Origin of the sequence: Massilia sp. GER05, assembly GCF_052056005.1 — a bacterium.
In the GTDB taxonomy this organism is placed as follows: domain Bacteria; phylum Pseudomonadota; class Gammaproteobacteria; order Burkholderiales; family Burkholderiaceae_D; genus Telluria; species Telluria orientalis.
In genome coordinates this window covers 6,242,255-6,264,647 of sequence record NZ_CP178858.1, presented here as the reverse complement: position 1 = coordinate 6,264,647, position 22,393 = coordinate 6,242,255, and the positions used below count along the sequence as shown (strand labels likewise).

Below are 22,393 nucleotides of genomic sequence, written 5' to 3'. Positions count from 1 at the left end.
GTGTTTGCCCAACCCCGCTAGAATCCGCTGGTTGACGTTTACGTAAACGGAAATAAGCGAAAAATAAGCGGAAATTAACGCGGAACATATCGAAAGGGAGACAGATGCAAATCCAGAATAACGTGTTCATCGTGACGGGCGGCGCCTCGGGCCTGGGCGCGGCCACCGCGCGCACCATCGTCGAGGCGGGCGGCAAGGTCGTGCTGGCCGACGTGCAACAGGAAGCCGGCGCGGCGCTGGCCGCCGAGCTCGGTGCTCGGTTTCCCGGTTCTGCACGTTTCGTGGCATGCGACGTGACGTCGGAAGCGGACGGCCAGGCCGTCGTGGCGGCGGCGCTCGAACTGGGCAGCCTGCGCGGCCTCGTCAACTGCGCCGGCGTCGCACCGGCCATCAAGACGGTCGGCAAGGACGGCCCGCATCCGCTGGACGCGTTCCAGCGCGCCATCAACATCAACCTCGTCGGCACCTTCAACATGTGCCGCCTGGCGGCCGATGCGATGGGCAAGGAAGAGGGGCTGGAACACGGCGAGCGCGGCGTGATCGTCAACACGGCGTCCGTCGCCGCGTTCGACGGCCAGATCGGCCAGGCGGCATACGGCGCATCGAAGGCGGGTGTGGCCGGCATGACCTTGCCGATGGCGCGCGACCTGTCGCGCAGCGGCATCCGCGTGATGACGATCGCACCGGGCATCTTCGAGACGCCGATGCTGATGGGCATGCCGCAGGAAGTGCGCGATTCGCTGGGCAAGATGGTGCCGTTCCCGCCGCGCCTCGGCATGCCGCGCGAGTACGCCCATCTGGCGAAGACCATCATCGAGAACGTCATGCTGAACGGCGAGACGATCCGCCTGGACGGCGCCATCCGCATGCAGCCGAAGTGAGCCCTTGAGCGATTTCGGGTACGATGCCCTCTGGTATTCCCGGAGAAATCGTATGACCAAGAAGTTGCTCGCCCCGAAGTTAATAGCTCTCCTTCTGGGCGGTGTGTTGAGCGCCGCCCTGAACCCCGTCGCTGCATTCGCCCAGGATGCTTCGGCGCTGCAGCGGTCCCCCGAGGCCGCCAGCGGCTATACCGAGAAGGCCGGCTGGACCGCCCGCAAGTACATGGTGGCGGCGGCGAATCCGCTGGCCGTCGAAGCGGGCTACGAGATGCTGAAACAGGGCGGCACGGCGATCGACGCTGCCATCGCGACGCAGCTGGTGCTCACGCTCGTCGAGCCGCAATCGTCCGGCATCGGCGGCGGCGCGTTCCTGATGTATTACGACGGCAAGAAGATGCAGGCGTTCGACGGCCGCGAGACGGCGCCGTCGAAGGCGGACGAGCATCTGTTCCAGCATGCGGACGGCACGCCGATGTCGCGGGCCGAAGGCATCGTGGGCGGCCGTTCGACGGGCGCGCCGGGCGTGCTGCGCATGCTGGCGCTGGCCCATCGCCAGCACGGCAAGCTGGCGTGGAAGACGCTGTTCCAGCCTGCGATCCGCCTGTCCGAGCAAGGCTTCGCGGTGAGCCCGCGCCTGAACAGCCTGCTGGCCGAGGACCGCTATCTGCGCAAGGACCCGACCGCGCGCGCCTACTTCTACGCGCCGGACGGCAAGCCCTGGCCCGTCGGCCACGTGCTGAAGAATCCCGAGCTGGCGCGCACCCTGCGCGAACTGGCCGCCGGCGGCGCCGAGGTGTTTTATACGGGCCGTATCGCGCGCGACATCGAGGCGAAGGTCAAGAGCCACCCGACTAATCCCGGCCTGCTGACCGCGGCCGACATCGCCGCGTATCAGCCCAAGCTGCGCGAGCCGGTCTGCAACGACTACCGCGCGTACACGGTGTGCGGCATGCCGCCGCCGTCGTCGGGCGGGATCGCCGTCGCGCAGATGCTCGGCATGTTCGAGACGCGCGACATGAAGGCGCTGGCGCCCGCGAACGGCATCCCGGGCGCGGACGCCGTGCACGTGTTCTCGGAAGTGGGCCGCCTCGCGTATGCGGATCGCGACCGCTACGCCGCCGACACGGATTTCGTCCCGCTGCCGGGCCGCGGCATCCCCGCGCTGCTCGACAAGGCCTATCTGTCGCAGCGCGCGAGCCTCGTCAAGCAGCGGTCGATGGGCAAGGCGCAAGCCGGCCATCCGCCGGGCGTGGAGACGGCGTGGCACTGGGGCCTGGACAATTCGATCGAGGCGCATTCGACGTCGCACATCGTCGCCGTCGATCCGTATGGCGCGGGCCTGTCGATGACGACGAGCGTCGAGGACGCGTTCGGCTCGCGCCAGATGGTCGACGGCTTCATCCTCAACAACCAGCTCACCGATTTCTCGTTCGATTCGCGCGACGCGAACGGGCCGATCGCCAACCGCGTGGAACCTGGCAAGCGCCCGCGCAGCGCGATGAGCCCCACGATCGTGTTCGACAAGAAGACGGGCAGATTCGTCGAGGCGGTCGGTTCGCCGGGCGGTCCGCTGATCATCAATTACGTGGCCAAGGTCCTCGTCGGCACGCTCGACTGGGGCCTCGACATGCAGCAGGCGATCTCGCTGCCGAACTTCGGCAGCCGCAACGGCCCGACCGAGCTGGAGGCCGGGCGCTTCCCGCTGTCCGAGGTGAAGGCCCTTCAAGCGCGCGGCCATGACGTGCGCGTGTTCGAGCAGACGTCCGGCCTGCAGGGCATTGCACGCATGGAGATCCACGGCGTTCCCTTGTGGTTCGGCGGTGCCGACCCACGCAGGGAAGGTGTGGCAAAAGGCGATTGAACGTTCGCGTGGGCGGGGGCCGCCCACCCTACGACGGTTGCGTTTGCCGTGGGGTGTGGGCACCCGTGTCCGCGCGAACTACGATGATTGCGTTTGCCGTGGGGTGGGCACCCGTGTCCACGCGAACTACGATGATTGCGTTTGCCGTGGGGCGGGTACCCGGGTCCACGCGAACTACGATGATTGCGTTTGCCGTGGGGTGGGCACCCGTGTCCACGCGAACTACGATGATTGCGTTTGCCGTGGGGCGGGTACCCGGGTCCACGCGAACTACGATGATTGCGTTTGCCGTGGGGTGGGCACCCGTGTCCACGCGAACTACGATGATTGCGTTGCCGTAGGGTGGGCACCCCGTGCCCACGCGAGCGCCAGCAGCGAGCGCTAGCAGGTTGTGGAACGTTTTGATTGTTTGTCGAGGCCGCAAAACAACGAAGTGTTTGTCGAAGTGCTATTTATTCAACGCAAGTTAAGCAGAGTTTGCTAATCTTGCTCTGTGGATATTGAATGTAAAACGGGTTTGATCCTCAGCGGTGGCGGCGCGCGTGCGGCCTACCAGGCGGGGGTCCTGCAGGCGATCTCCCGCATCCTGGGGGAGGCGGGGTGGCCCGCTGCGCGCAATCCGTTTGCGATCATCTGCGGCACGTCCGCCGGCGCGCTCAACGCGGCCGGCCTGGCCTGCCGCGCCGACGACTTCGGCGACGCCGTCGACCAGTTGGCGGACGTGTGGGAGGGCATCGATGTCACGCAGGTCTACCGCGCCGATTCGCTGGGCGTGCTGCGCTCCGGCGCGCGCTGGCTGTCGCTGCTGTCGTTCGGCTGGATGCTGCGCCAGTGGCACGCCGCGCCGCCGACGTCGCTGCTCGACAACACGCCGCTCGTGGGCCTGCTGCACCGCATGCTCGACCTGCCGCGCCTGGACGCGGCGCTGGCCAGCGGCTGCCTGGACGCCTTCGCGGTCACCGCGTCGTCGTACAGCGGCGGCCAGCACGTCACGTTCTACCAGAGCGAACGCGAGATCGCACCGTGGAAGCGGCACCAGCGCCTCGCCCTGCAGGGACAGATCGGCGTCGAACACCTGCTCGCGTCGAGCGCCTTGCCGTTCATCTTCCCGGCCGTGCCGTTGTATTTCGACGGCCATCTGGAATACTGCGGCGACGGTTCGATGCGCCAGCTGGCGCCGATCGCGCCCGCGATCCACCTGGGCGCGCGCCGCGTGCTCGTCGTGGGGGCGGGGCGCATGAACGAGACCGTGAACCACCTGCCGGCGCACGTGCGCTATCCGAGCCTGGCGCAGATCGCCGGCCACGCGCTGTCGTCGATCTTCCTGGACGGCCTCGCGATGGATATCGAGCGCCTGCAGCGCGTCAACGAGACGCTGTCCATGCTGCCGGAGGAGGCGCTGGCGAAGACGCCGCTGCGCCGCATCGACCTGCTCGCGATCGTGCCGTCGGAACGCCTGGACGACATCGCGGCCCGCCACGCGGTCAACCTGCCGGGGCCCGTGCGCACGCTGCTGGGCGGGATCGGGGCGATCGAGGCGCGCGGCGCCTCGCTGGCGTCCTATTTGCTGTTCGAAGGCGGCTATACGCGCGAACTGATGGCGCTGGGCCAGCGCGACACCTATGCCCGGCGCCGCGACGTACTGGAGTTTTTCGAAGCATGAAACGATGCCTGTTCCTGGTCCTCGCGCTGTTGTGGGCCGTTGTCGCCCATGCGGCGCCGACCCCGACCCTGCGCTTCGAGCACCTGTCGGTGGACGACGGCCTCGCGCAGGAATCCGTGCTGTCCATCGTCCAGGACCCGGACGGCTTCATGTGGTTCGGCACCCAGTCCGGCCTGTCGCGCTACGACGGCTACCGCTTCACGAATTTCCGCAACGTCGTCGGCGATCCGAAGACGCTCGCCAACAACTGGGTGCGCGTGCTGTACGCCGACCGCAAGGGCCGGCTGTGGATCGGCACGGACGGCGGGCTCGATCGCTACGAACCGAAGACCGGCACGTTCAGCCATTTCGTGCCCGACGAACCGGCCAAGCGGGGCAACGGCAACCGCCACATCCGCGCCATCCTCGACGACGGCAAGGAAGGCCTGTGGCTCGCGACGGCCGACGGCCTGCAGCACTTCGACATCCCGACCGGCCGCTTCGACACGTGGCACCACGTGCCGGGCGTGCCGGACAGCCTCGCGTCCGACAAGCTGACGGCCCTCGCGCGCGGGCGCGACGGCCGCCTGTGGATCGGCACCGCGGCGGGCCTCGACAGCCTCGACCCGGAGCGGATGCACTTCCGCCACCACCCGTCGCCGCGCGGCGGCAAGTACGACTTCGTGCAGACGCTGATGGTCGACGCGGGCCAGGGCCTGTGGGTCGGCAGCATGGGCGGCCTGGAACGCCTGTCGCTCGGGCCGAAGGGCGACGTGCGCACGTTCGGGCTTGACGACGGCATGCCGCCCGGCGAGATCAGCGTGTTGTACGAGGACGCCGAGCGCCAGGTCTGGGTCGGCTCGCACGACCGCGGCCTGTACCGCTGGCTGCCCGCGCTGGGCCGCTTCGAGCGCCATCCGCACCGCATCACCGACAGCTACAGCCTCGGCGACAACCAGGTCACGGCGCTGTACGGCGACCGCGTGGGCACATTCTGGGTCGGCACGTGGTACGGCGGCGTGTCGCGCGCGGACATGGGCAGCGGCGGCTTCGCGCGCATCGTGCGCGGCGACGACACGCCGCTCGCGCTGGAAGACAACAAGGTGCGCGGCATCGCCGGCGACGGCGGCGGGAAGCTGTGGCTCGCCACGAACGGCGGCCTGCACCTGTTCGATCCGGCGACCGGCGCGGACCAGGCATGGCGCCTCGCGCCCGTCGAAGCAGGGCTGACGGGCGACGCGATGGCGACGTCGGTGGCGCGCGGCCGCGACGGCACCGTGTGGCTCGGCACGCGCAACGGCCTCGCGCACTTCGATCCGAAGACCGGGCGCATCACGCGGCGTCCGCTGTCCACCGACGACGTCGACGCCAACTACGTGCGCAACGTGCACGTCACGCGCGACGGCACCTTGTGGGCCGCGACCCGCGGCGGCCTGCACCGCATCGACCCGGACGGCAAGCAGACGACGTACCAGCACGATCCGACCGCGGCCGCGAGCCTGGCCGACAACATCGTGCGGCCGATGCTGGAAGACCGCCACGGCCGGTTCTGGGTCGGCACGTTCGACGGCCTGGACCTGCTCGACCGCGCCACCGGCAAGTTCCGCCACTTCCGCCACGATCCCGACGATCCCACGAGCCTGTCGCACGACGAGGTGCATTACCTGCTGGAAGACCGGCGCGGCGACCTGTGGGTCGGCACGGCCGTGGGCCTGAACCGCATGGTGATCGGCAGCGACGGCACGCCGCGCTTCCAGCGCTACACGGTGCGCGACGGCATGGCGGACGACGTCGTGGCCGCGATGCAGGAAGACCTCGACGGCTTCATTTGGGTCTCCAGCTCGAGCGGCCTGCACCGGCTCGACCCGACCAGCGGCGCCTGGCGCAATTACAACGCGACCGACGGCACGATCGAAGGGGCGTACTTCGACGCCTCCGCGCTGCGCGTGGCCGACGGCACGCTCTACTTCGGTGGCAACAACGGCATCACCGCATTCAATCCGCGCGCGCTGCACGACAACCTGATCGCGCCGCGCGCCGTCATCACGGGCCTGCAGATCTTCGGCCAGCCGTGGCAGGACGTCCGGCCGGGCATGCTGCCGGGGCCCATCGAACGGCTGTCCGGCATCACGCTCACGCCGCAGGATTCCGTGTTCTCGCTGGAGTTCTCGGCGCTGCACTTCGCCGCGCCGGGCCGCAACCGCTTCGCCTACCGCCTCGTCGGCTTCGACCAGGACTGGATCGGCGTCGACGCCAGCAAGCGCTTCGCCACCTACACGAACCTCGATCCGGGCAGCTACACGTTCCAGGTGCGCGCGGCGAACAAGGACGGCGTGTGGAGCGATGCCGCCGCCACGCTGGAAGTGACCGTGCTGCCGCCGTACTGGAAGACATGGTGGTTCCGCACCCTGTGCGCGCTGGTGGTGATCGGCTGCGGCTACGGCGCCTACCGGATCCGCGTGGACGTCCTGCGCCGCCAGAAGGCCATGCTGGAACAGCAGGTCAGCGCGCGCACGGAACGCATCGAGCAGCAGAACCGCCTGCTGGAACGCCAGACCGAGGAACTGCGCGAGCAGGAACGGCAGGTGCGGCGCCGCACGAACGAGCTGGCGCTCGCCAACGGCGCGCTGCAGGAAAACGAGGAACGGCTGTACCAGGCCAAGCAGCGCGCGGAAGACGCGACGCGCCAGAAGTCCGAATTCCTCGCCAACATGAGCCACGAGATGCGCACGCCGCTGGCCGGCGTGATCGGCATGCTGGGCTTCGCGCTGCGCGACACGGCGCTGCGCGACTGCACGCGCGAGCAGATCCTGCGCGGCCAGGCGAATGCCCAGTCGCTGCTGGCGATCATCAACGACCTGCTCGACTTTTCCAAGATCGAGGCGGGCAAGCTGACCATCGAGAACATCGACTTCGCGCTCGACGAATCGATTTCGCATGTCGGCACGCTGTTCGAGGAGCAGGCCGGCGCGCACAGCGTGGGCTTCGCCGTGCGCCTCGATCCGGACCTGCCGCGCTTCGTCGTGGGCGACCCGACCCGGCTGCGCCAGATCCTCGTGAACCTCGTCGGCAACGCCTTCAAGTTCACCGAGAGCGGTTCCATCACCGTGCGCGTCGAGCGCCGTCCGGAAGACCAGCACGACCGCGCGGGCCGCAACATGATCCGCTTTTCGGTCGAAGACACGGGCATCGGCATCGCGCCGGACGCCTTGCCGCGCCTGTTCCAGAAATTCGAGCAGGCCGACGCGACGACGACGCGCCGCTACGGCGGCACTGGCCTGGGCCTGGCGATCTGCCGCCAGCTCGTCGAACTGATGGGCGGCACGATCGGCGTCGCCAGCACGCCCGGCGTGGGCTCCACGTTCAGCTTCGTGCTGCCGCTGGCGGACGGCGTGCAGCCGCACTCCGTCGTCGACCAGCCGCGCGCGCCGCACACGCACCGCCTGCGCGTGCTGTGCGCGGAAGACTATCCGACCAACCAGATCATCGTGCGCATGATGCTGGAGGAACTGGGCCACCAGGTCGACGTCGTCGAGAACGGCGTGCTGGCCGTGGCGGCCTGCGCGCGCACGCGCTACGACCTGATCCTGATGGACGGCCGCATGCCCGAGATGGACGGCGCCTCGGCCACGCGCCTGATCCGCGCCGGCGGTCCGCTGGAAGCGCCCGTGCTGGACCAGCACCTGATGATCGTCGCGCTCACCGCCAACGTCAGCGAGGAAGACCGGACGCGCTACCTGGCCTGCGGCATGGATGCCTTCATCACCAAGCCCATCGACGACTCGCAGCTGCACTACCACCTCACGCGCGCCATCGAGCGCCAGCTGCAGCGCGGCATCGAACTCGCACCGATGCCGGAGCCGGCCGCGCGCGCGCCGTCGACGGCCGAGCTGGACGCGATGTTCGACGTGCCGGGCGACGCCGTTGCTCCCGCCACGCCGCCGCCGCCGATCCTGCGCGCGAGCGACCTGAAGGACCGCCTGCGCGGCGCCTTCCTGGCCGACCTGCCGCGCCGCCGCATCGAACTGGACAAGGCGTTGGCGACGGGCGACCGCGACACGGCCGGACGCGTCCTGCACGGCATGAAGGGCAGCGCCGGCTACCTGGGCGAGGATGGGCTGCGCGCGCTGTGCGCCGAACTCGAGGCCCTGGCGGACGCGGGCCAGCTCGACGCCGTGCGCGCCGGCCTGCCGCGCCTGTGGGACCTGCTGGCCCGCTTCGAGGCGGCGACTGCCTGAATCGTGCGCGCGTCTCACCGCTGTATAATTGCCATTTAACAATTGCGACACAATGGGGCAGGGATGAAGGTTTTGATAGTCGACGATGACGTGGTGTCGCGCATGATGCTGATGCACATGATCGACAGCACCGCGAGCGGCGTGTTCGACGTGTTGGAAGCGGAGGATGGCGCAGACGCCTGGGCGCAGCTGGATGCCGGCGCGAACCCCGCGCTGCTGTTCTGCGACCTGCGCATGCCGCGCCTGTCCGGCATGGAATTGCTGGCGCGCGTGAAAGCGGACGCCCGTTTCGCCGGCCTGCCGTTCGTCCTCGTCTCGGCCGCGGCCGACGGCGCGACGATGGAGCAGGCGCTGTCGCTGGGCGCCGCCGGTTACATCGTCAAGCCGTTCGACGCCGCGCGCGTCGCGCACCACCTGCAACCCCTGATGCGTGCGCCGGACGAGCAGCCCGACGCCACCCTGCGCCGCCTCGGCATCGACGCCACGCGCCTGCTGCTGTATCTCGGCGGCCTGCAGCGCCAGCTCGTCAGCGCGGGCACCGACCTGGCCGCGCTGCTGGCCACGAGCCAGTTCGACGCCGCCCGCGCCCACCTCGCGCGCCTGTGCGAAGGGTGCCGCACGCTGGGCCTGTACGGTGCCGCGAACGGCTTCGACGCCTTGCGCTCCGCCCCCGACGGCGCCGCCCTGGCGCGCGAACTGGAAGCCGCACACCGCGCCGTGCTGCGCCAGACCGACGCCACCCGGCACCTGGCGATGTAAGGTTGCGCGCCTGTCCGCAACGTTAAATTCCTGCTGGAAAACGCGAAAAATTGTTGTCGAAAATGTTGTAAATCACCCCTCCACACGGCAGCGGAATCCGGCATACTGATCCTTTGCCGTGGCCGGCATGCAGCACCTCCCAGGCCGAACGGCAACTTGTCGGGCGTCTTTTTTGCCCCGTACGGACCGCGCCAAGCGCGCGCCGTCCGTCATGAGCTTGTCATTAAAATAGTCGACTTTTTCGGGCACGTCGCAAACCTGCTGCGCGTTGCAGCTTCGGCGGGGACGCCGAGGCCTGCGATGCTCGCTGTACTCTCGTACAGCTGCGCGTCTCGGCCAAATCTGCGGCCGCTCGTGACGGTTTGCGAGGTACCCTTTCACGGCAGCGCAGACTGCTGGGACGGAGCTTTGACCAGGGATTGCATGAGCGAGGACTATGAAGACCACGGTTTCCCCCAGCCTGACCTTCCTTACCGGCGGCGGCCAGATGGCCGCGCGTATCGCCGCCCATGACTGGCACATCACGCCCCTCGGCCCCGTCGAGGACTGGCCCGCCGCACTGCGCACGGCACTGAGCCTGGCGCTGAATTCCCGGTTCCCCACCTTGCTGTGCTGGGGCGCCGACCTGATCAGCTTTCCCAACGACGCCTGCATGCCGTTGCTCGGCGACAAGGCCGCGCTGGGCCGGCCGTTGCGCACGGTCTGGCCGGACGTGTGGGACACCATCGGGCCGATCGCGACGAAAGCCTATGCGGGCGAAGCCTGCCACCACGAAGACATGCCCGTGCCGATGGCGCGCCACGGCTATCCGGAACAGGCCTGGTTCACGTTTTCGTACAGCCCCGTGCGCGACGACGACGGCACCGTCGGCGGCATCCTGTGCACGGCCGTCGAGACGACGGACAAGATGCGCGCGCTGGAGTCCCTGCGCCGCCTGAACGGGGCGCTGACGCACCAGGTGGCGTCGCACGCGAGCGACCGCGAACGCCTGTGGCGCATCTCGCCCGACGTGATGGCCGCGGCGTCGCTGGCGACGGGGCGCTTCCTGACCGTGAACCCCGCGTTCACCGCGTGCTTCGGCTGGAGTGCCGAGGAAGCGACCACGCGCCCGTTCATGGACATGGTGTACCCGGACGACCGCGAGGACGTGCTGCGGAAAATGCAGATCCTGGCCGAGGGCACGCCGCTCGTCGGCTACGAGACGCGCGTGCTGCACAAGGACGGTTCGTACCGCTGGGTGTCGTGGACGATCTCCCCGGAAGGCGAGCTGCTGTACGGCGTCGCGCGCGACATCACGGCGGAAAAACACCAGGCCGACGCGCTGCGGCAGGCCGAGGAAGCGCTGCGCCAGTCGCAGAAGATGGAAGCCGTGGGCCAGCTCACGGGTGGCCTCGCGCACGATTTCAACAACATGCTGGCGGGCGTCACGGGCCACCTGGAACTGATGAAGCTGCGCCTGCGCATGGGCCAGAGCGGCGACCTGCTGACGCGCATCGACGCGGCCCTCGGCGTGACCCAGCGCGCGGCCGCCCTGACGCACCGCCTGCTCGCGTTCTCGCGCCGCCAGGCCCTCGATCCGAAGCCGACCAGCGTCAACGCGCTCGTGATGTCGATGACGGACCTGATCGAGCGCGCGGCCGGCCCGTCGATCGCCGTGCGCACGCGTCTCGCGGCCGCGCTGTGGACCACCCTGTGCGACCCGAACCAGCTGGAAAGCGCGCTGTTGAACCTCGCGAACAATGCGCGCGACGCGATGCCGGAAGGCGGCCTGCTCGTCATCGAGACGGAGAACGTCACGCTGACCGCCGCCCAGGCGCGCCGCCACGGCGACCTGCGGGCCGGAGAATATGTGCAGGTGAGCGTGCGCGACAACGGCGCCGGCATGGCGCCCGACGTCGTCGCGCGCGCGTTCGACCCGTTCTTCACGACGAAGCCGATGGGGCAGGGGACCGGCCTGGGCCTGTCGATGGTGTACGGCTTCGCGCACCAGTCGGGCGGCAACGTGCGCATCGAATCGCGGCCGGGACAGGGGACCGAAGTGCGCCTGCTGCTGCCGCGCCACCTCGTGGAGACGCAGCCGGCCGCGGGCCCGGACGTCGAACCGCCGCTGGAAGCGGGCACGCGCAAGGGTGTCGTGATGGTCGTCGACGACGAGGCGGACATCCGCGCCGTGATGGCCGAGGTGCTCGAATTGCAGGGCTACACGGTGCTCGTCGCCTGCGATGCGCCGCAGGCCCTGCGCCTGTTGAAGGACACGCGGCCGGACATGCTCGTCACGGACGTCGGCCTGCCCAACGGCATGAACGGCCGCCAGCTGGCCGACCACGTGCGCGTGCAATGGCCGCAGCTGCCCGTGCTGATGGTGACGGGCTATGCGGAAAGCACGGTCATGAAGAACGAGAAGCTGCCCGCGCAGATGGAGATCCTGACCAAGCCTTTTGCCATGAACGCGCTGGTGGACAAGGTCGGGTGCATGCTGGCGCTGGGCGCGAATGCGGAGACGGGGGCCGAAGCCGCGTAGGGTGTGGGCACGGCGTGCCCACGCGTGATATTTGCGATATGTCGGCGTTACCAGCCATCAGGCGGCCAGGTCGTTCCGGCCGTCGTCCGGCGTGACCAGTTCCCCGAAGTGCACGGTGCGCGTGGCGATGTCGTGGTACGCGCCCACGAGTCCCATCTCGCCGCGCGCGATGCGCTCGCGCAGGAAGGCGCTGCCGGCGATGATCTCGTCCAGCGAGTTCTCGATGTTGCGGCGCGTGACCGCCTCGAGCATTGCCTTGCCCTCGGGCGGATGATGGGCGCCGCACTTGCACTGGTCGACCGCCTTGCGGATCTTGCCCGTGATCGCCCCCATGCTGTGCGCGCCTTCGTTCTGCAGCGCGAGGCCGATCGCGCCGCAACTCGAGTGGCCTTTCACGACGATCAGTTTCGCGCCCAATTTATGGGCGATCTCCAAACTGCCGATGATCTCGCGGCTGATCACGTTGCCCGCGATGCGGATCGTCAGCAGGTCGCCCAGGCCGGCATCGAAGATGATTTCCGGCGACGTGCGCGAGTCGATGCAGTTGACGACGACGGCCATCGGATGCTGCCCGCCCGCCGTCGCTTCCACCTGGTGCAGATAGTATTTCTTCGTCGTGCGGCCGGCACGGAAGCGCTCGTTGCCGTCGCGCAGCAACTGCAGCACGTCTTCCGGAGCCAGCCTCGTCTGCGTGTCCTTGTCGAGGGCGGGGACGAACTGGATCGGATCGTGCAGGCTGTACTTGTCGCGCAGGCCCACGACGTTCAGCTTGACGTTGCGTTCCGCCGCGACGACGCGGTAGTCGTTGATGACTTCCAGCACGTCGTGGTCGATGTAGTCCGAGTTGGCCGCGTCGATCAGCACGTTCGCGTTCTCCGGGATTTCCCACAGCGCGCTCTTGATCGTGGCCTTGTTCAGGAACGACACCTGATTCGGCAATTCCATCTTGACGACCTCGCCGATGTGCAGGCGGTACTGTTCCATCGAGAACGGATTCTTGAAGTGGCTGCGCATCAGGTAGAACAGGCTGGCGGCCAGGCCGATCAGTACGCCGGTCAGCAGGTCCGTCAGCACGATGGCGGCCACGGTGACGGCGAACGGCACGAATTGCGACCAGCCCTTCTGGTACATGTCGCGGAACAGCGAGACCTTGGCCAGCTTGTAGCCCGTCACGATGAGGATCGCGGCCAGCGCGGCCAGCGGAATCAGGTTCAGCATGGGCGCCAGCACGAGCACGCTGGCCAGCAGCAGCACGCCGTGGAGAATGGTCGAGGCCTTGGTCCGGTTGTCGTTCTGGATGTTGACCGAGCTGCGCACGATGACGGACGTGACGGGCAGGCCGCCCAGCAGGCCGGCGCAGATGTTGCCGACGCCCTGCGCGACGAGTTCGCGGTTCATGGGCGTTTCGCGCTTGTGCGGATCGAGCTTGTCGACCGCTTCCACGTTCAGCAGCGTTTCCAGCGACGCGACGATGGCGATCGTGAAGCCGACGATCCAGACGTCGTGGTTCGTGAAATGGGCGAGATCCGGGACATTCAGGTAAGCACCGAGGTTACCGATATCGAGGGGCGGAATATCGACGAGATGTTCCGGATCGATACTCAGTGCGGGAAAGAAACGATCGAATGTCACATTCAGTGCAACACCCAATGCCACGACGAACAATGGCGCCGGCAGCAATTTGATGTTCTTGAATGGCGTCCTGTCCCAATACACGAGAATCAGCATCGACAGGAGACCAATGATCATGGCGCCGGGCGTGATCGCATTGAATGCATGCGCAATGGCGGAAAACGTATTTTCTCCATTGGCCTGGATGAACGACGTATCATCGGCCGGATTGGCGTCATAACCGATCGCATGGGGAATCTGTTTGAGAATCAGCAGAATGCCGATCGCGGCGAGTAATCCCTTGATGACGTTCGAGGGAATGTAATTGGCGATAAAGCCGCCACGGGCGACACCCATGGCCAATTGCATTACGCCGGCAATCAATATGGCCGCGAGCAGGATTTCGAAGGCGCCGAGTTTCGTGATCGAGGCGAGGACGACGGCCGCCAGCCCGGCGGCGGGGCCGCTGACGCTCGTATGGGAACCGCTGATGGCACCCACGACGATGCCGCCGATAATTCCGGAAATAATCCCTGAAAACAAAGGCGCGCCGGAGGCGAGGGCAATACCGAGACACAGGGGCAAGGCGACAAGAAACACTACTATGCCGGCCGGCAAATCGTACTTGAGGGTATTCGTATGCATGGGAATCTCACGGAAGAACGATGGTTGTCAGTCAGAATGCGCTTGTTTATTTTGCGCATGGCGATATAACGATTTACATCGGTTGATAGCCGATGAACCGGATTCATGAACGTTTGATTTGGATTGAACCAAAACGGTGCAATGCACCGTTTCGATGCATTTTCAGGAGCGTCGATTGTTAAAGCGACGGGGAAAAAATATAACATGCAGTTTGCAAATGCGTCCAGCATGCACGGTCAACCGTTACAATTCTTTTGCGCGAAATAGATTTGAATAAAAGCGGTTTTAATCGGGTTATTTTTATTGCCTTGAATAACACCGAATTACGAATCTGATAAACGTGCGGATGAGGTCGTATAGACGTCCGGCGGCGCCGAACATTGTGGGAGGAGCTCGCGTCCTGTAGAATAGCTGGCTGCAGTACGCAGAGTGTCGCCATAGTACAATGGATAGTACAAGGTCCTCCTAAGACTTAGATGCAGGTTCGATTCCTGCTGGCGACACCAGTTTCACCATCCCCCAGCCGCATCAGGCCGTCCCCCTTCGGTACAATGCCTGCTTTCTCACACTCTTACCGATATCCGCGCCGACAAGCGTCGCGGCCGCTCACACCATGGCTGTCATTTCCCTCTCTTCCGCGCAACTGGCTTTCGGCCACGTCGCGCTGCTCGACCATGCCGATTTCTCGCTGGAAGCCGGCGAACGCGTCGGCCTCATCGGCCGTAACGGCACCGGCAAATCCTCGCTGCTGAAAATCATTTCCGGCCGCTCGAAGCTGGACGACGGCCTGCTCGTGATGCAGCAGAGCGTCAAGATCGCGTACGTCGAGCAGGAGCCCGTGTTCGATCCGGAGATGACCGTGTTCGACGCGGTCGCCGCCGGCATGGGCGACCAGCAGGCGATGCTGGCCGAGTACGAATCCCTGACCGGGCAATTTGGTCACGGCAACGATGACGCGATCATGGAGCGCATGCACGATCTGCAAGTGAAACTCGATGCGACGGATGCCTGGAACCTCGGCAACCGGGTCGAGACCACGCTGGGCCGCCTGGGCCTCGCGGGCGCTGCGAAGATGGGCACGTTGTCGGGCGGTATGCAGAAGCGCGTGGCGCTGGCTGTCGCGCTCGTGTCCGGCCCCGACGTGCTGCTGCTGGACGAACCGACGAACCACCTGGACTTCACGTCGATCCAGTGGCTGGAAGGCCTGCTGCGCGAATTCCGCGGCTCCGTGCTGTTCATCACCCACGACCGCCGCTTCCTCGACAACGTCGCCACGCGCATCGTCGAACTGGACCGCGGCCGCCTGCTCTCGTTCCCCGGCAATTTCAGCAAGTACCAGGAACGCAAGAAAGAACTGCTCGCGATCGAAGAGGTCGAGAACGCCAAGTTCGACAAGGTGCTCGCACAGGAAGAAGTGTGGATCCGCAAGGGCGTGGAAGCGCGCCGCACCCGCAACGAAGGCCGCGTGCGCCGTCTGGAAGACCTGCGCCTGCAGCGTTCCGCGCGCCGCGACCAGCAGGGCCAGGTCCGCATCGACGTCGCGACCGGCGAGCGCTCGGGCAAGATCGTCGCGGAACTGGAAAACATTTCGAAGTCGTATGGCGACAAGGTGATCGTGCAGGACTTCACCGGCACGATCATGCGTGGCGACAAGGTCGGCCTGATCGGGTCGAACGGCGCCGGCAAGACGACGCTGCTGAAAATCATTCTTGGCGAAGAGACGGTGGACAGCGGCAACGTCAAGCTGGGCACGCGCTTGAACGTCGCGTACTTCGACCAGATGCGCGCGCAACTGAACGAAGAAGCGACGCTGGCCGACACGATCGCGCCGGGCAGCGACTGGGTCGAGATCAACGGCCAGCGCAAGCACGTGATGAGCTACCTGGGCGACTTCCTGTTCGCGCCCGAGCGCGCGCGCTCGCCCGTGAAATCGCTGTCCGGCGGCGAGCGCAACCGCCTGCTGCTGGCGCGCCTGTTCGCCAAGCCGGCCAACTGCCTCGTGCTCGACGAGCCGACCAACGACCTCGACATCGAGACGCTCGAACTGCTCGAAGAACTGCTGACGGATTACTCGGGCACCGTGTTCCTCGTCAGCCACGACCGCACGTTCCTCGACAACGTCGTTACCCAGGTCATCGTTTCCGAAGGGCAGGGGACGTGGCGCGAATACGTCGGCGGCTACAGCGACTGGGAGCGCGTGAAAGCGGCGCCCGCGCCCGCGGTAGCACAAAAGGCCGCGCCGGCGAAAGCGCAGGATATGTCATCCAACGCACAGAACGCGTCGGGCAAGAAGGTAAAGTTGAGCTACAAGGAACAGCGAGAGCTGGAGGAGTTGCCGCAGCTTATCGCCAGCCTTGAAGACGAGCAGTCGGCCATCACGGCACAGCTGAATGCGCCCGACTTCTACAAGACCAATCCCGCTGACGCGCGCCGGATCAATGCGCGTTACGCGGAAATCGAGGAGCTTCTGCTCGACGCCCTGGAGCGTTGGGAAGTCCTCGAAGCGCGCTCGCGGGGAGAATAGCCCATGCGTTAGCGCATCGCTGAGCGCGGGCCAGGCGCCCGCTGACGGAGAGACATGACTGAGCATGACGACCGCTACGCCGTGCCCGCCACGGCAGCCATCCCCGCCGACGCTCCCATGTTCAACCGCGCGGCCTGGCTCCGCATCCTGCCCTTCGCCGCCTACCTGGCCTTCATCGTCATCGGCGACGTGCTGCAACGCCTGGGTGTCCCGCAGGACGCCCTGCGCTGGCTGTACCCCGCCAAGATCGCCCTCGTGGCCCTGTTGCTGGCGCTGTCCTGGCGCCAGTACGAAGAACTTTCCCGCTTTCATCTCACACCGTTGCACGCGTTGACCGCGCTTGCGACGGGCGTGCTCGTGTTCGTCCTATGGATCAGCCTGGACGCCGGCTGGATGGTGTTCGGTTCCCCGTCCGGCTTCGATCCGCGCGTCGGCGGCCGTGTCGACTGGCTGCTCGTGGCGATCCGCATCGCCGGCGCCGCACTCGTCGTGCCCGTCATGGAAGAGTTGTTCTGGCGCTCTTTCCTGATGCGGTGGGTGGATGCGCCCGACTTCGAGTCGGTTGAGCCTTCTCAACTCTCCATCAAAAGCTTCGTCATCACTGTCGTGCTGTTCGGTGTCGAACATAACCTCTGGCTTGCGGGGATCGTTGCGGGCGCGGCCTACAGCCTGCTGTACATGCGTCACCGCACCCTGTGGTCGCCGATCCTGGCACATGCCGTCACCAACGGCCTGCTGGGCGTGTGGGTGGTTCGGACCGGCAGCTGGTCTTACTGGTAAGCCGTCCGCCATTAACTTCAAGAAAAAGACAAACCATCATGCTGAATTTCCGCGTGCGTCCCCTTGCCCTGTTGCTCTGCACCCTGTTCACGCTGCCGGCCGGCGCCGGCCCCAGCGATGCGCTCCACCTGTATGCCGGCGTCGGCTACGGCCACGACGACAACCTGCTGCGCGTGCCGGAGGGCCAGCCCGCGTTCGACGGCACCCGGGCCGACTCATGGTGGATGCGGGAGGGCGGATTGATCTTCGATAAGACCTATAGCCGCCAGCGGATTTCCATCGTGGCCAAGCTGTCGAAGTACGACTTCGACCACTTCAAACAGCTGAATTACGATGGCAAGGACTTGCAGGCAACCTGGTTCTGGCAACTCGGCAATCACCTCGAAGGCAAGGTCGGCACCACCTATCAACAAGTGCTGGCGCCGTACACCGATTTCCAGAGCAACGAGCGCAACCTGCGCCGCAGCCGCAGCCACTTCGCGGAAGGCGCGTGGCGCTTCCACTCGTCCTGGCGCGTGCGCACGGGCTTCCAGCGCGACAAGTACGACTACGAGCTGTTCGCCCAGCGCTACAACAACCGCACGGAAGATTCGAGCGAGGTCGAACTCGATTACCTGCCCAGCAGCGGCAGCACGGTCGGCCTCGTGGCGCGGCGGGTCAAGGGCAAGTATCCGTATCCGCGCCCCGTCGGTCCGAATCTTCTCAACGACAACTTCACGCAGGACGAACTGAAGGCGCGCGTACTGTGGATAGCGACGGGTTCCACGACGTTCGATGCACTGGTCGGCTACACGCGGCGCGACCAGCCGTCGTTCGGCACGGGCAAGACGAGCGGCGTGGCCGGCAAGATCAAGGCCACGTACCAGCCGCGCGGCAAGATGACGTACCGGGCCGCCGTCTGGCGCGACTTCGCGCCGCTGGAAAGCACGGTCGTGAGCTATACGCTGAACAAGGGCGCCAGCGTCGGTGCGCAATGGGATGCGACGGCCAAGATCAAGGTGAATGCCGACGCCGTCTACGAACGGCGCAACTACAACGCGCGCGCCTCGTTCGCCAGCGCGGGCGACATCCGCGATTCCATCCGCACGCAGAGCCTGTCCGCGACGTGGACGCCGCGGCCGACCATCCAGGTGTCGGCGGGGCTGGCGCATCAGGCGCGCAGCGGATCGCCCGTGCTCGGTACGGGCAGCTTCAAGTCGAACAGCGTGTCGCTGTCGGCCAATGCGCAGTTCTGAATGCTTTTATGACGGTCAACGACATACCGCTGATCTCGTTCTTCCAGCGCGTACTCGATCCCCTGATCATCATGGGCACGCTGTACCTGTCGGCGGTGCTGTTCCATGAACCGTTCTCGGGCTACCTGCTGGTATTGATGGTGCTGGCCTTCTTCATTTCGTCGGCCGTGTACCAGCACGTCGATCCGTACCGCACGTGGCGCAGCGGGCGCATGTGGGCCTATGCGCGCGACACCGTGTTCGGCTGGTGCGTGACGATCGCCGTGCTGATGTTCCTCGGCTCGTCCAGCGGCCTCAAATACTATTACGACGAGCGCGTGCTGCTGGCCTGGGCCGTCGCCACGCCGCTCATCCTGCTGGGCAGCCACATTGCCGTACGCATTGCGAACCGGCCCGGCAAGAGCAAGGAAGTGCGCTCGGTCGTCGTGGTCGGCGTCAACGACGTGGGCCTGAAATTCGCCGGCATCTGCGACCGCCATCCGAACCTGTTCATGCAGGTGCGCGGCTTCTTCGACGACCGCGACGGCGAACGGCACCCGGCCGAGCTGCCGCATCCGATGCTGGGCAAGACGAGCGAGCTGGTGCAGTACGTGCGCGACAACGGCATCAAGATGATCTTCATCAGCCAGCCGATCTCCGCGCAGCCGCGCATCCGCAAACTCATCGACGAGTTGCAGGACACGACCGCGTCCGTCTATTTCCTGCCGGACGTCTACATCTTCGACCTGATGCAGGCGCGCTTCGACAACGTGGGCGGCATGCCCGTGATCGCGATCTGCGAGACCCCGTTCATGGGCCTGAACAGCACCATCAAGCGCGGTTCCGACATCGTGCTGTCGAGCCTGATCCTGCTGTTGCTGGCGCCGCTGATGCTCGTGATCGCCGCGGTCGTCAGGATGAGTTCGCCTGGCCCCGTGATCTTCCGCCAGCGCCGCTACGGCCTGTATGGCGAAGAGATCATCGTCTACAAGTTCCGTTCGATGAAGGTGATGGAGAACGGCGATGCCGTCGTGCAGGCGCGCAAGGAAGACGACCGCGTGACGCCCATCGGCCGCTTCCTGCGCCGCACGTCGCTCGACGAGTTGCCGCAGTTCGTCAACGTGCTGCAGGGCAGGATGAGCATCGTCGGGCCGCGTCCGCACGCGGTCGCGCACAACGAGCAATATCGCAAGCTGATCAAGGGATACATGCTGCGCCATAAGGTCAAACCGGGCATCACCGGTTGGGCGCAGGTCAACGGGCTGCGTGGTGAAACTGCCACGCTGGACAAGATGGAAGCGCGCATCCAGTACGACCTCGATTACCTGCGCAACTGGTCGCTGTGGCTGGACCTGTGGATCGTTCTCAAGACCGTGAAAGTGGTGCTCACGCGCGAGAACGCGTTTTGAAACGCGCGCACATGTGGGGTCGCTTAGCTTCCGCTTAAAGACGCCGATTCAATCGGATCGGCGCTTGCGGCGCCCGATGGGCTGCGTGAAAATAATTGCTGAGATTGCAATTTTTTATTGATTTTGCATAACATTCGCCAGGACAACTGCCAATGAAGAAAGCGTTGATCACGGGTGTCACCGGCCAGGACGGTTCCTATCTCGCGGAACTGCTGCTGGCCAAGGGTTACGAAGTGCATGGCATCAAGCGGCGCGCCTCGCTCTTCAATACCGAGCGGATCGATCACATCTACCAGGATCCGCACGTCGAGGATAATCACTTCCACCTGCATTACGGCGACCTGTCCGACACGTCGAACCTCAACCGCATCCTGTGCGAAGTCCGGCCGGACGAAGTCTACAACCTCGGTGCGATGAGCCACGTGGCCGTGTCGTTCGAATCGCCGGAATATACGGCCGACGTCGACGGCCTCGGCACCCTGCGCCTGCTGGAAGCGATCCGTTTCCTCGGCATGGAAAAGACGACGCGCTTCTATCAGGCGTCGACGTCCGAACTGTACGGCCTCGTCCAGGAAACCCCGCAGCGCGAGACGACCCCGTTCTACCCGCGCAGCCCGTATGCCGTCGCGAAGCTGTACGCCTACTGGATCACGGTGAATTACCGTGAGGCGTATGGCATGTACGCGTGCAACGGCATCCTGTTCAACCACGAGTCGCCGCGCCGCGGCGAGACCTTTGTCACGCGCAAGATCACGCGCGGCCTCGCGAACATCTCGCAAGGCCTGGAGCAGCAACTGTTCCTGGGTAACCTCGACGCGCTGCGCGACTGGGGGCATGCGCGCGACTATGTCGAGATGCAATGGCTGATGCTGCAGCAGGACACGCCCGAGGATTACGTCATCGCGACGGGCCGCCAGTATTCCGTGCGGCATTTCGTCGAAGTTGCGGCACGCGAGCTGGGCATCGAGATCGCGTGGCAGGGCGAGGGTGTGCACGAACGCGGCGTGATCGCCGCGATCCATGGCGACAAGGCGCCCGGCGTCGTGGTGGGCCAACCGATCGTCGCCGTCGACCCGCAATACTTCCGTCCGACGGAAGTCGATACGCTGCTCGGCGACCCGGGCAAGGCGCGCCGCCGGCTGGGCTGGGAGCCGCGGACCTCTTTCGAAGCGATGGTGCAGGAGATGGTGGCGCACGACCTCGAGACGGCGCGTCGCCACAAGCTTCTCGCCTCGCATGGCTACAACGTTGCAATTTCATTGGAGTGAACGTTGAATACACAACCCCGCATCTATGTGGCCGGCCATAACGGGCTGGTCGGCTCGGCCATCGTGCGCGTGTTGCGCGCGCAAGGTCACACGAACATCGTCACGCGCAGCCACGCGGAACTCGAACTGACCGACCAGGCCCAGGTCCGCGAGTTCTTCCGCAACGAGCGCATCGACCAGGTCTACCTGGCCGCCGCCAAGGTCGGCGGCATCCATGCGAACAACACGTATCCGGCCGACTTCATCTACGACAACATGATGGTGCAGGCGAACGTCGTGCACGAAGCGTGGCGCAACGGGGTGAACAAGCTGCTGTTCCTCGGCTCCTCGTGCATCTACCCGCGCCTGGCCCAGCAGCCGATCAAGGAAGAGTACTTGATGAGCGGTATGCTGGAGCCGACGAACGAGCCGTATGCGATGGCAAAGATTGCCGGTATCAAACTGTGCGAAAGCTATAACCGCCAGTACGGGACGGATTACCGCAGCGTGATGCCGACGAATCTGTACGGTCCCGGCGACAACTATCACCCGGAAAACAGCCACGTGATCCCCGCGCTGATGCGGCGCTTCCACGAAGCGAAGCTCGCCGGCGCGCCCGAAGTCGTGATCTGGGGCAGCGGCAAGCCGATGCGCGAATTCCTGTATGTCGACGACATGGCGGAAGCGAGCGTGTACGTGATGAACCTCGACCATGCCACGTATGCGTCGTACACCGACCCGATGCATTCGCACATCAACGTGGGCACGGGCGAGGACGTCACGATCGCGGAGCTCGCGCGGCTCGTCGGCGAGACCGTCGGCTACCGCGGCCGCATCGCGTTCGATCCCACCAAGCCGGACGGCACGCCGCGCAAGCTGCTCGACGTGTCCAAGCTGAAATCCCTCGGCTGGCAGGCGCGCACGCCGTTGCCGGAAGGATTGCGGCGCGCTTACGCGGCCTTCGTCGACCTGGTGGCGGACCAGGAAAAGCGGGCCGCCGCCTGAGCGGTCGCGGCGGGAGCCGTACGGCAGAGTGTTAATTGACGAACAGAGTCCGAGTC

13 protein-coding genes and 1 tRNA gene are annotated in these 22,393 nt (G+C 65.8%); 13 read left to right on the top strand and 1 reads right to left on the bottom strand.

The genetic code is table 11. The features are described 5' to 3' along the window. The first annotated feature begins 104 nt into the window (after nt 1-104). The 6 genes from ACL58G_RS27635 (at nt 105) to ACL58G_RS27610 (ending at nt 11,902) form a co-directional block, all read left to right on the top strand. Nucleotides 105-881 (top strand): 3-hydroxyacyl-CoA dehydrogenase, encoded by a 777-nt coding sequence (locus tag ACL58G_RS27635; RefSeq protein WP_413387356.1) that lies wholly within the window; start codon nt 105-107, stop codon nt 879-881. Nucleotides 882-933: 52 nt separating this feature from the next. Continuing rightward, nucleotides 934-2,742, top strand: a complete 1,809-nt coding sequence (gene ggt / locus ACL58G_RS27630; protein ID WP_440963811.1) for a gamma-glutamyltransferase — start codon at nt 934-936, stop codon at nt 2,740-2,742. Between the two features lie 517 nt (nt 2,743-3,259). Beyond that, entirely contained in the window at nt 3,260-4,405 is a 1,146-nt protein-coding gene (locus ACL58G_RS27625) for a patatin-like phospholipase family protein (protein WP_413387358.1), read from the top strand. Next, nucleotides 4,402-8,622 carry a two-component regulator propeller domain-containing protein gene (locus tag ACL58G_RS27620; RefSeq protein ID WP_440963810.1) on the top strand — a complete coding sequence of 1,407 codons (4,221 nt, stop codon included), beginning with the start codon at nt 4,402-4,404 and terminating at the stop codon, nt 8,620-8,622. The genes ACL58G_RS27625 and ACL58G_RS27620 overlap by 4 nt, the downstream gene beginning before the upstream one ends. Nucleotides 8,623-8,685: 63 nt before the next feature. Then, nucleotides 8,686-9,381 (top strand): response regulator transcription factor, encoded by a 696-nt coding sequence (locus ACL58G_RS27615; RefSeq protein ID WP_440963809.1) that lies wholly within the window; start codon nt 8,686-8,688, stop codon nt 9,379-9,381. Between the two features lie 436 nt (nt 9,382-9,817). After that, nucleotides 9,818-11,902: an ATP-binding protein gene (locus ACL58G_RS27610; protein ID WP_440963808.1), complete on the top strand. Its 2,085-nt coding sequence runs from the start codon at nt 9,818-9,820 to the stop codon at nt 11,900-11,902. A gap of 57 nt (nt 11,903-11,959) precedes the next feature. On the opposite strand, the gene ACL58G_RS27605 is transcribed toward ACL58G_RS27610, so the two are convergent. Beyond that, complete coding sequence (locus ACL58G_RS27605) at nt 11,960-14,158, bottom strand: bifunctional SulP family inorganic anion transporter/carbonic anhydrase (protein WP_440963807.1); 2,199 nt, start codon at nt 14,156-14,158, stop codon at nt 11,960-11,962. A gap of 431 nt (nt 14,159-14,589) precedes the next feature. Between ACL58G_RS27605 and ACL58G_RS27600 the strand changes: the two genes are divergently transcribed. From ACL58G_RS27600 to fcl, 7 genes are all read left to right on the top strand, one after another. Continuing rightward, nucleotides 14,590-14,664 (top strand) — tRNA-Arg (locus ACL58G_RS27600). A 107-nt stretch (nt 14,665-14,771) separates the two neighbouring features. Further along, on the top strand, nt 14,772-16,682 hold the full coding sequence (locus ACL58G_RS27595; protein WP_440963806.1) for an ATP-binding cassette domain-containing protein: 1,911 nt from the start codon (nt 14,772-14,774) through the stop codon (nt 16,680-16,682). Between the two features lie 54 nt (nt 16,683-16,736). Next, complete coding sequence (locus tag ACL58G_RS27590) at nt 16,737-17,462, top strand: CAAX prenyl protease-related protein (protein WP_440963805.1); 726 nt, start codon at nt 16,737-16,739, stop codon at nt 17,460-17,462. Nucleotides 17,463-17,500: 38 nt separating this feature from the next. Next, nucleotides 17,501-18,697, top strand: a complete 1,197-nt coding sequence (gene epsL / locus ACL58G_RS27585) for an XrtB/PEP-CTERM-associated polysaccharide biosynthesis outer membrane protein EpsL (protein ID WP_440963804.1) — start codon at nt 17,501-17,503, stop codon at nt 18,695-18,697. 8 nt (nt 18,698-18,705) lie between these two features. Next, nucleotides 18,706-20,085: an undecaprenyl-phosphate glucose phosphotransferase gene (locus tag ACL58G_RS27580; protein WP_413387366.1), complete on the top strand. Its 1,380-nt coding sequence runs from the start codon at nt 18,706-18,708 to the stop codon at nt 20,083-20,085. Between the two features lie 152 nt (nt 20,086-20,237). After that, entirely contained in the window at nt 20,238-21,353 is a 1,116-nt protein-coding gene (gmd, locus tag ACL58G_RS27575; RefSeq protein ID WP_413337533.1) for a GDP-mannose 4,6-dehydratase, read from the top strand. A gap of 3 nt (nt 21,354-21,356) precedes the next feature. After that, nucleotides 21,357-22,337 (top strand): GDP-L-fucose synthase, encoded by a 981-nt coding sequence (fcl, locus tag ACL58G_RS27570; RefSeq protein WP_413387367.1) that lies wholly within the window; start codon nt 21,357-21,359, stop codon nt 22,335-22,337. Nucleotides 22,338-22,393: the final 56 nt, after the last annotated feature.

Bases quoted from the DNA above. Each gene is read 5' to 3' on its own strand.
- ACL58G_RS27620 (WP_440963810.1), top strand. From the start codon at position 4,402: ATGAAACGATGCCTGTTCCTGGTCCTCGCGCTGTTGTGGGCCGTTGTC.
- ACL58G_RS27610 (WP_440963808.1), top strand. From the start codon at position 9,818: ATGAAGACCACGGTTTCCCCCAGCCTGACCTTCCTTACCGGCGGCGGC.
- ACL58G_RS27580 (WP_413387366.1), top strand. From the start codon at position 18,706: ATGACGGTCAACGACATACCGCTGATCTCGTTCTTCCAGCGCGTACTC.
- gmd (WP_413337533.1), top strand. From the start codon at position 20,238: ATGAAGAAAGCGTTGATCACGGGTGTCACCGGCCAGGACGGTTCCTAT.
- ggt (WP_440963811.1), top strand. From the start codon at position 934: ATGACCAAGAAGTTGCTCGCCCCGAAGTTAATAGCTCTCCTTCTGGGC.
- ACL58G_RS27595 (WP_440963806.1), top strand. From the start codon at position 14,772: ATGGCTGTCATTTCCCTCTCTTCCGCGCAACTGGCTTTCGGCCACGTC.
- ACL58G_RS27635 (WP_413387356.1), top strand. From the start codon at position 105: ATGCAAATCCAGAATAACGTGTTCATCGTGACGGGCGGCGCCTCGGGC.
- epsL (WP_440963804.1), top strand. From the start codon at position 17,501: ATGCTGAATTTCCGCGTGCGTCCCCTTGCCCTGTTGCTCTGCACCCTG.
- ACL58G_RS27615 (WP_440963809.1), top strand. From the start codon at position 8,686: ATGAAGGTTTTGATAGTCGACGATGACGTGGTGTCGCGCATGATGCTG.
- ACL58G_RS27605 (WP_440963807.1), bottom strand. From the start codon at position 14,158: ATGCATACGAATACCCTCAAGTACGATTTGCCGGCCGGCATAGTAGTG.
- ACL58G_RS27590 (WP_440963805.1), top strand. From the start codon at position 16,737: ATGACTGAGCATGACGACCGCTACGCCGTGCCCGCCACGGCAGCCATC.